At 60.9% G+C, this 5,315-nt stretch carries 12 protein-coding genes and 1 pseudogene; all 13 read right to left on the bottom strand.

The annotated features are described in order from the left end of the window. The coding region (gene rplE, locus ACXJKH_RS13940) for a 50S ribosomal protein L5 (protein ID WP_457320110.1) at positions 1-479 on the bottom strand (479 nt) is incomplete at its 3' end. A 10-nt stretch (positions 480-489) separates the two neighbouring features. Then, positions 490-807, bottom strand: a complete 318-nt coding sequence (gene rplX, locus ACXJKH_RS13935; RefSeq protein WP_228886387.1) for a 50S ribosomal protein L24 — start codon at positions 805-807, stop codon at positions 490-492. Positions 808-823: 16 nt separating this feature from the next. Beyond that, the gene (gene rplN, locus ACXJKH_RS13930; RefSeq protein WP_038690286.1) at positions 824-1,192 is read right to left on the bottom strand and encodes a 50S ribosomal protein L14; all 369 of its coding nucleotides are present in this window, start codon (positions 1,190-1,192) and stop codon (positions 824-826) included. 13 nt (positions 1,193-1,205) lie between these two features. Then, a complete protein-coding gene (rpsQ, locus tag ACXJKH_RS13925; protein ID WP_017355414.1) occupies positions 1,206-1,475 on the bottom strand; it encodes a 30S ribosomal protein S17 in 270 nt (89 codons plus the stop codon). Positions 1,476-1,486: 11 nt separating this feature from the next. Further along, positions 1,487-1,672, bottom strand: coding sequence for a 50S ribosomal protein L29 (gene rpmC, locus ACXJKH_RS13920; RefSeq protein WP_017355413.1), 186 nt, complete (start codon positions 1,670-1,672; stop codon positions 1,487-1,489). Then, positions 1,672-2,085: a 50S ribosomal protein L16 gene (gene rplP, locus ACXJKH_RS13915; RefSeq protein WP_068849463.1), complete on the bottom strand. Its 414-nt coding sequence runs from the start codon at positions 2,083-2,085 to the stop codon at positions 1,672-1,674. Before rplP ends, rpmC begins: the two co-directional genes overlap by 1 nt. Positions 2,086-2,090: 5 nt before the next feature. Further along, positions 2,091-2,822, bottom strand: coding sequence for a 30S ribosomal protein S3 (gene rpsC, locus ACXJKH_RS13910; RefSeq protein WP_457320106.1), 732 nt, complete (start codon positions 2,820-2,822; stop codon positions 2,091-2,093). Between the two features lie 17 nt (positions 2,823-2,839). Continuing rightward, entirely contained in the window at positions 2,840-3,175 is a 336-nt protein-coding gene (gene rplV, locus ACXJKH_RS13905; protein ID WP_017355410.1) for a 50S ribosomal protein L22, read from the bottom strand. A 12-nt stretch (positions 3,176-3,187) separates the two neighbouring features. Beyond that, positions 3,188-3,457 (bottom strand): 30S ribosomal protein S19, encoded by a 270-nt coding sequence (rpsS, locus tag ACXJKH_RS13900; RefSeq protein WP_017355409.1) that lies wholly within the window; start codon positions 3,455-3,457, stop codon positions 3,188-3,190. A gap of 6 nt (positions 3,458-3,463) precedes the next feature. After that, a complete protein-coding gene (gene rplB, locus ACXJKH_RS13895; RefSeq protein ID WP_256776219.1) occupies positions 3,464-4,291 on the bottom strand; it encodes a 50S ribosomal protein L2 in 828 nt (275 codons plus the stop codon). A 10-nt stretch (positions 4,292-4,301) separates the two neighbouring features. Beyond that, entirely contained in the window at positions 4,302-4,601 is a 300-nt protein-coding gene (rplW, locus tag ACXJKH_RS13890) for a 50S ribosomal protein L23 (protein ID WP_457320103.1), read from the bottom strand. Further along, entirely contained in the window at positions 4,598-5,203 is a 606-nt protein-coding gene (rplD, locus tag ACXJKH_RS13885; RefSeq protein ID WP_128095571.1) for a 50S ribosomal protein L4, read from the bottom strand. Before rplD ends, rplW begins: the two co-directional genes overlap by 4 nt. Positions 5,204-5,215: 12 nt before the next feature. After that, positions 5,216-5,315, bottom strand: a pseudogene (gene rplC / locus ACXJKH_RS13880) (50S ribosomal protein L3); the annotation flags it as partial.

Below are 5,315 nucleotides of genomic sequence, written 5' to 3'. Positions count from 1 at the left end.
GTGGTGGTGATGGCGATATCCATGCCGCGGATCGCGTCGACAGCGTCGAAGTCGATTTCCGGGAAGATGATCTGTTCCTTCACACCCATGTTGAAGTTGCCACGACCGTCGAAGGAACGACCCGAGACACCACGGAAGTCGCGCACGCGCGGCAGCGAGATGTTGATCAGGCGATCCATGAACTCATACATCTTTTCACGACGCAGCGTGGTCTTGCAGCCGATCGGCCAACCATCGCGGATCTTGAACGAGGCCACCGAGACGCGGGACTTGGTCACGATCGGCTTCTGACCGGAGACCTTGGCCATGTCGGCGACGGCGTTTTCCAGGATCTTCTTGTTCGTGGCTGCTTCACCGACACCCATGTTCAGGGTGACCTTGACCAGCTTCGGAACCTGCATCGGATTGGTGTAGCCGAACTGCTTCATCAGCGCCGGCACCACTTCTTCCTTGTAGAACTTTTCGAGACGGGTATTCATCAGCGCATCCTCAGGCGTCGAGCGCCTCACCGCTGGAGCGGAACACACGCAGTTTGCGTCCATCCTCCAGCACTTTGAAACCAACGCGTTCGCCTTTGCCCGAAGCCGGGTTCAGCACATTCACGTTGGAGATATGGATCGACGCTTCACGCTCGACCACGCCGCCGGCAACGCCTGCCTGCGGGTTCGGCTTGGTGTGGCGCTTGACGATGTTCACGTTGGCGACGATCACACGATCGCCGTCGACGCGGACGATTTCGCCCTGCTTGCCCTTGTCCTTGCCGGTGTTGACGACGACCTGGTCGCCCTTCTTGATACGGTTAGCCATGATTATCTCCTGTCGCTCACAGCACTTCGGGAGCGAGCGAGACGATCTTCATGAACTTCTCGGTACGAAGTTCACGAGTCACCGGTCCGAAGATGCGGGTGCCGATCGGCTCTTGCTTGTTGTTGAGCAGGACCGCAGCGTTGGCGTCGAAACGGATCAGCGAACCGTCGGCGCGACGCACACCCTTGCGGGTACGCACCACGACGGCGTCGAACACTTCACCCTTCTTGACCTTGCCACGCGGAATTGCATCCTTCACGGTTACCTTGATGATGTCACCGATGTGGGCGTAGCGACGCTTGGAGCCGCCCAGCACCTTGATGCACATCACTTCCTTGGCACCGGAATTGTCCGCGACCTCGAGGTAGCTCTGCATCTGGATCATGATTCAGATCTCCTTATTCAGCCGCACGCGTGATGACTTCCACCACGCGCCAGTTCTTGGTCTTGGACATCGGAGCAATTTCGGTCACGCGGACGACATCGCCTTCGTTGCAGGCGTTGTCGGCGTCGTGTGCGTGGAGCTTGGTCGAACGCTTGATGTACTTGCCGTACAGGGCGTGCTTGACCAGGCGTTCCACCAACACGGTGACCGTCTTGTCCATCTTGTTGCTGACGACACGGCCTTCGACCGTGCGCAGCGTCTTGTTTTCAGTATTGTCGCTCATCGCGGCCATCCTTACTTGGTGCTGCCGAGCAGGGTCTTGACGCGAGCAATCTCGCGGCGGACCCGGCGGGTTTCGTGAGTCTTCGGCAGCTGGCCGGTAACCTGCTGCATGCGGAGCGAGAACTGCTCCTTACGCAGATCGGTCAGGTGGGCCTTCAGATCGTCAGCCGACTTTTCGCGAAGTTGTTTGATATCCATTACATCACCGTCCGGGTCACGAAGGTGGTGGTCACGGAGAGCTTGGCGGCCGCCAGGCGGAACGCCTCGCGAGCCACGTCTTCACCCACACCTTCAATTTCATAGATCATGCGGCCGGGCTGGATCTGGGCGACCCAGTATTCCACGTTGCCCTTACCAGAACCCATTCGGACTTCGATGGGCTTCTTGGTGATCGGCTTGTCGGGGAACACTCGGATCCACATCTTGCCACCGCGCTTGACGTAGCGGCTGATCGAGCGGCGGGCCGCTTCGATCTGACGCGCGGTCAGCTGACCGTGGGCGGTTGCCTTCAGGCCGTACTCGCCGAAGCTGACAGCATTGGCGCTCCAGCTCAGGCCATCGTTACGGCCCTTGTGTACCTTGCGGTACTTGGTTCGCTTGGGTTGCAACATTGTCGTTACCTCGCTTCACGGGCCGGGCGCTGACGGTCACCACGGTCGCCGCGATCGTTACGATCGTTGCGCGGGGAATCGTCCTGCTTTTCCTGGCCAACCTGGGAGAAATCGAAAACCTCGCCCTTGTAGATCCAGACCTTGATGCCGATGATGCCGTAGGTCGTCTTGGCTTCAGCGAAGCCATAGTCGATGTCGRCACGCAGCGTGTGCAGCGGCACGCGGCCTTCGCGGTACCACTCCGAACGGGCGATTTCTGCACCGTTCAAGCGGCCACCGACGTTGACCTTGATGCCCAGGGCACCGAGGCGCATCGCGTTGCCGACCGAGCGCTTCATTGCACGGCGGAACATGATGCGACGCTCCAGCTGCTGCGCGATCGACTCGGCAACCAGCTGCGCGTCCAGCTCGGGCTTGCGCACTTCGGTGACGTTGATGTGCGCCGGGACGCCCATCATCTCGCTCACTTCCTTGCGCAGCTTTTCGATGTCCTCACCGCGCTTGCCGATCACCACGCCCGGACGGGCGGTGTGGATCGTCACGCGAGCGGTCTTTGCCGGACGCTCGATAAGGATCTTGCTGATGCCGGCCTGCGCAAGCTTCTTGCGCAGCATTTCCCGCACCTTCAGGTCGGCTGCCAGATAACCAGCAAACTCGGCCTTGTTGGCGTACCACTTGGAGTTCCAGTCCTTGGAAATGCCGAGGCGGATACCAATCGGATGAACTTTATGACCCATGGTGTTTTCCTTTCCGCTTACTTGCCGGCGCCCACAACCACAGTGATGTGGCTGGTGCGCTTGAGGATGCGGGTGCCGCGGCCTTTCGCCCGCGCCATGAAACGCTTCAGGGTCGGACCTTCATCTACCATGATGGTCTGAACCTTCAGCTCGTCGACGTCGGCGCCCTGGTTGTTTTCGGCATTTGCGATAGCCGACTCCACCACCTTCTTGATCAGGTGGGCAGCCTTCTTATCCGAAAACTTCAGCAGGTTGACCGCACGCTCGGCCGGCAGGCCACGCACCTGGTCTGCGACCAGGCGGGCTTTCTGCGCAGAGATGCGCGCGGAGCGCAGGATTGCTTTCGCTTCCATTGTCATCTCTCCTTACTTGCCCGACTTCTTGTCACCACCGTGACCCTTGAAGGTCCGGGTGATGGCAAATTCGCCGAGCTTGTGGCCGACCATGTTCTCGTTGACGAGCACCGGGACGTGGTTCTTGCCGTTATGAACGGCGATGGTGATGCCTACCATTTCCGGCAGGATCATCGAACGGCGCGACCAGGTCTTGATCGGCTTCTTGCTACCCGCAGCGGCCTCCACCTTCTTGACGAGGTGGTGATCGACGAACGGGCCCTTCTTGAGTGAACGTGCCATGGTCGATTAGCCCCTACGATCGCGGACGATGAATTGCTGGGTGCGCTTGTTCTTGCGCGTCTTGTAACCCTTGGTCGGAACACCCCACGGGGTGACCGGATGCGGATTACCCTGGCCGGCCTTCGCCTCACCACCACCGTGCGGATGGTCAACCGGGTTCATGGCAGCACCACGAACGGTCGGGCGAACACCGCGCCAGCGCTTGGCGCCAGCCTTGCCCAGCTTTTCCAGGTTGTGTTCGTCGTTACCGACTTCACCGATGGTGGCGCGGCACTCGACCGGCACCTTGCGCATTTCACCCGAGCGCAGGCGCAGGGTGGCGTAGATGCCTTCACGAGCGACGAGCTGCACGGCGGCGCCGGCGGCACGGGCGATCTGGGCACCCTTGCCCGGCTTCAGTTCGATGCCGTGGACAGTGGTACCGACCGGGATGTTGCGCAGCGGCAGGGTGTTGCCCGCCTTGATCGGCGCGTCCGAGCCCGCGATCACCTGGTCACCGGCCTTCAGGCCCTTCGGTGCGATGATGTAGCGGCGCTCGCCGTCGACGTAGCACAGCAGGGCGATATGGGCGGTGCGGTTCGGATCGTATTCGATGCGTTCCACGCGCGCCGGAATGCCTTCCTTGTTGCGCTTGAAGTCGATGACGCGGTAGTGCTGCTTGTGACCACCACCAACGTGACGGGTGGTGATGCGGCCGTGGTGGTTACGACCACCGGACTTACTCTGCGGCTCCAGCAACGCTGCGTGCGGTGCGCCCTTGTGCAGATCGGGCGTAACCACGCGCACGGCCGAACGGCGGCCGGGGGAAGTGGGCTTGAATTTCATCAATGGCATGGGATGGACCTCAGGCCTTGGCCGTTACATCGATGGACTGGCCATCGGCGAGACGCACGTATGCCTTGCGCCAATCGCCGCGACGGCCGGTGCGGTTACGGAAGGACTTGTTYTTGCCCTTCACGTTCAGCACGTTGACCGACTCGACCTTGACGGCGAACAACTGCTCTACCRCGGCCTTTACATCGGCCTTGGTCGCTTCGTTCGACACTTCAAAGACATACTGGTTGGAATGTTCCTGCAGGCGCGCGGTCTTTTCGGAGACTCGCGGAGCACGCAGCACGCTGAAGACTTTCTCGTTGGCGCTCATGCCAGCCACTCCTCGACCTTCTTGACCGCGTCAGCGGTGATGACGACCGTGTCGGCACCGACCAGCGACACCGGGTCCAGACCCTGGACGTCACGCACTTCCACGTAGGGAATGTTGCGCGCCGACAGGTACAGGTGCTCGGAGGCATCTTCGGTGACGATCAGCGGGCGCTTGCCCACTTCCAGGCCGGCCAGCTTGGCGATCAACGACTTGGTGTTGGTCGCTTCGACATCGAAGGACTCCACGATCGTCAAACGGCCCTGACGGTTCAGCTCGGACAGGATCGCGCACATGGCTGCACGGTACTGCTTGCGATTGACCTTCTGCTCGAAGCTGCGCGGCTTGGCCGCGAAGGTGACACCACCGCCGACGAAGATCGGAGCCGTCAGTGCGCCATGACGCGCGCCGCCGCCCTTCTGCTTCTTCGACTTCTTGGTGGTACCAGCCACTTCAGAGCGAGTCTTCTGCGCCTTGGTGCCGGCGCGACCGGCGTTGCGGTAAGCAACGACGACCTGGTGAACCAGATCTTCGCTGAAATCGCGACCGAACACGGCATCGGAGACCGAGACCTTGTTGTTGCTACCCGTGATAACGAGTTCCATCGTCATCTCTCCTTATGCCTTGCTAGCCGGACGAACGATCACGTCACCACCCGCTGCGCCCGGAACGGCACCACGGATTGCGATCAGACCACGTTCGACATCGACCTTCACC

It is taken from the genome of Stenotrophomonas sp. P5_B8, from assembly GCF_054049855.1.
Note: the sequence above shows the minus strand (reverse complement) of the source record. Positions and strands in the feature narration are given on the sequence as shown.

Bases quoted from the DNA above. Each gene is read 5' to 3' on its own strand.
- rpsS (WP_017355409.1), bottom strand. From the start codon at position 3,457: ATGGCACGTTCACTCAAGAAGGGCCCGTTCGTCGATCACCACCTCGTC.
- rpmC (WP_017355413.1), bottom strand. From the start codon at position 1,672: ATGGATATCAAACAACTTCGCGAAAAGTCGGCTGACGATCTGAAGGCC.
- rplV (WP_017355410.1), bottom strand. From the start codon at position 3,175: ATGGAAGCGAAAGCAATCCTGCGCTCCGCGCGCATCTCTGCGCAGAAA.
- rplD (WP_128095571.1), bottom strand. From the start codon at position 5,203: ATGGAACTCGTTATCACGGGTAGCAACAACAAGGTCTCGGTCTCCGAT.
- rplX (WP_228886387.1), bottom strand. From the start codon at position 807: ATGGCTAACCGTATCAAGAAGGGCGACCAGGTCGTCGTCAACACCGGC.
- rplN (WP_038690286.1), bottom strand. From the start codon at position 1,192: ATGATCCAGATGCAGAGCTACCTCGAGGTCGCGGACAATTCCGGTGCC.
- rplP (WP_068849463.1), bottom strand. From the start codon at position 2,085: ATGTTGCAACCCAAGCGAACCAAGTACCGCAAGGTACACAAGGGCCGT.
- rpsQ (WP_017355414.1), bottom strand. From the start codon at position 1,475: ATGAGCGACAATACTGAAAACAAGACGCTGCGCACGGTCGAAGGCCGT.
- rplB (WP_256776219.1), bottom strand. From the start codon at position 4,291: ATGCCATTGATGAAATTCAAGCCCACTTCCCCCGGCCGCCGTTCGGCC.